Origin of the sequence: Sphingomonas sp. (assembly GCF_048594985.1) — a bacterium.
GTDB lineage: Bacteria > Pseudomonadota > Alphaproteobacteria > Sphingomonadales > Sphingomonadaceae > Sphingomonas_I.
In genome coordinates, this window is sequence record NZ_JBMDXG010000169.1 from 1 (window position 1) to 2,544 (window position 2,544).

The following is a 2,544-nucleotide window of genomic DNA, read 5'->3' on the forward strand; positions in this document are numbered from 1 at the left end:
CCGCGAATGGTTGACGCTCGTCCCGCCCTCCGCCGCGGTCAGATAATACCAGCCGTCCTTCCGGAAGATGTGCGGCCCCTCGATCCACACGGGCTTCTTCGACAGGTCGACACCGCCGTTGATAAGCTGCGTCGACTCGCCGACCATCTTCCCGGCGCGCCAGTCATATTCCTGGATCCAGATCGCCCGATGCCCGTCATAGCGCGGCGGCTCGTTCGGCGCGCGGTTGTTGACGACATAGGCCTTGTCGCCTTCCCAATAGATCGACGGATCGATCCCCTCGAACGGCAGCCAGACGGGGTCGGACCACGGCCCCTTCGGGTCGCGCGCGGTGATGACGAAATTGCCTCCGCAATCGACGCAGGTGTTGACGATGTAGAACAGCCCGTCGTGATGCGAGATGTCGGGGGCGAACACGCCCTTCGACACGCCGAGCCCGGTGAAATCGAGCTGGCTTGGCCGCGCGATCGCGTTGCCGATCTGCGTCCAACTCGTCAGATCCTTCGAGTGGAAGATCGGGATGCCCGGAAAGTGCGCGAAGGAGGAATTGATCAGGTAGTAGTCGTCACCCACCCGCGTCACCGACGGATCGGGATAATAGCCCGACAGGATCGGATTACGGTATTGCCCGGGTGCAGGCGTTACGCGCTCCTGCGCCTTGCCGTCATAGGTGAAGCGCTCGAACCGCGCCGGGCCCGCCGATACGCTGCTGGCCAGCGCCACCGCCACGATGGCCGCCCCGAATTTTGCGCGATTCATCTTTTCTCTCCCTTGGCCGCGCCTGCCGGGGCGCTTATGTCGGACTAAAGCCACCATCCTGCCGCATGTCCAGTCGCGCTTTGTCGGGCGATCCGCTCGCTCAAGCGTCATCAAGCCGGCACGGTCGGCAGCAAGAGTCCTTTCGTACCAACCAGATCGAGGTGCTTTCATGACCATCCGGGGCGAAATGTTTATCGGCGCGAAGGCGGTTGCCGGCACGGTCGGCCAGGTGTCCGCCGTCAACCCGGCGACCGGCGAGACCCTCGAGCCCGCCTTTCGCGGCGCCACCGTCGATCAGGTCGACGAGGCCTGTCGCCTCGCCGACGCCGCGTTCGATACCTATCGCGAGACCACGCCCGAGGCACGGGCGACCTTCCTGGAAGCGATCGCCGCCAACATCATGGCGCTGGGCGACGAGCTGATCGAGCGCTGCATGGCCGAAAGCGGTCTGCCGCGCCCTCGCCTCGAAGGCGAGCGCGGGCGCACGGTCAACCAGCTGAAGCTGTTCGCGCAGGTCGTGCGGGACGGTTCCTATCTGGATCTCCGCATCGATCCGGCCATGCCCGAGCGCCAGCCGCTGCCGCGCGTCGACCTCCGCCTGCGGCAGGTGCCGGTCGGCCCGGTCGCGGTGTTCGGCGCGTCCAACTTTCCGCTCGCTTTCTCCGTCGCGGGCGGAGACACCGCCTCGGCGCTTGCCGCCGGCGCGCCGGTCGTCGCCAAGGCGCACCCGGCGCACCCCGGCACGTCCGAACTGGTCGGCCGCGCGGTGCAGAAGGCGGTCGCGGACGCAGGCCTGCCGGAGGGCGTGTTCTCGCTACTGTTCGATACGGGTTATGAGGTCGGCCAGGCGCTGGTCGCGCATCCCGCGATCAAGGCGGTAGGCTTCACCGGATCGCGCCGCGGTGGCCTCGCGCTGATGGACATCGCCGCCAAGCGGGCCGAGCCGATTCCGGTCTATGCCGAGATGAGCTCGATCAACCCGGTCCTGCTCTTCCCCAACGCGCTTGCCGCGAAGGCGGAGGAGACCGCCAAGGCGTTCGTCGGTTCGCTCACGCTCGGCGCGGGGCAATTCTGCACCAATCCGGGCCTCGTGCTCGCGATCGAGGGCGAGGCGCTCGACCGCTTCGTCGCGGTGGCGCGCGAGGCGATTGCCGCGCAGCCGGCGGCGACAATGCTGACCCCCGGCATCCACAAGGCCTACGAGACCGCCGTCGCCGAACTTGCGGCGCACGATCAGGTCGAAACGCTGGCGCGCGGTCAGTCGGGCGAGCATTTCCGGGGCCAGGCCGGCCTGTTCCTCACGAGCGCCGAGGACTTTCTCGCCAATCCGGTGCTGCAGGACGAGATTTTCGGCGCGGCGTCGCTGATCGTCCGCTGCCCCGACCTCGCCGCACTGCGCCGCGTGGTCGAGGGGCTCGAAGGCCAGCTCACCGCCGCGATCCACGTGGTCGAGGCGGATTATGCGGATGCCAAGGCGCTGCTGCCGCTGCTGGAGCGCAAGGTCGGCCGGATCCTGCTCAACGGCTTCGGCACCGGCGTGGAGGTGGCGCATGCCATGGTGCATGGCGGCCCCTTCCCCTCCACCGCCGATGGCCGCTCGACCTCGGTCGGCAGCCTTGCGATCGCGCGCTTCCTGCGTCCGGTGAGCTATCAGGACCTGCCCGACGCGCTGCTGCCCGACGCGCTGCGTGACTCCAATCCGCTCGGCCTGCCCCGCTCGGTCGACGGCAGGCGCCAGGGCTAAACCCTTACAGGCCGCGCCGGGCCCCCGGCGCGGCCTTATCC

Annotated in this window: 2 protein-coding genes; one reads left to right on the forward strand and one right to left on the reverse strand. The window is 68.2% G+C overall.

What is annotated here, in order from left to right; genetic code table 11:
* Positions 1-759: glycoside hydrolase family 43 protein (locus tag ACOJSF_RS06430; RefSeq protein WP_420141390.1), on the reverse strand; the 759-nt coding region annotated here is incomplete at its 3' end.
* Between the two features lie 187 nt (positions 760-946).
* Between ACOJSF_RS06430 and ACOJSF_RS06435 the strand changes: the two genes are divergently transcribed.
* Complete coding sequence (locus ACOJSF_RS06435) at positions 947-2,503, forward strand: aldehyde dehydrogenase (NADP(+)) (RefSeq protein WP_420141391.1); 1,557 nt, start codon at positions 947-949, stop codon at positions 2,501-2,503.
* Positions 2,504-2,544: the final 41 nt, after the last annotated feature.

Coding starts and splice junctions, on each gene's coding strand:
- ACOJSF_RS06435 (WP_420141391.1), top strand. CDS start 947: ATGTTTATCGGCGCGAAGGCGGTTGCCGGCACGGTCGGCCAGGTGTCC.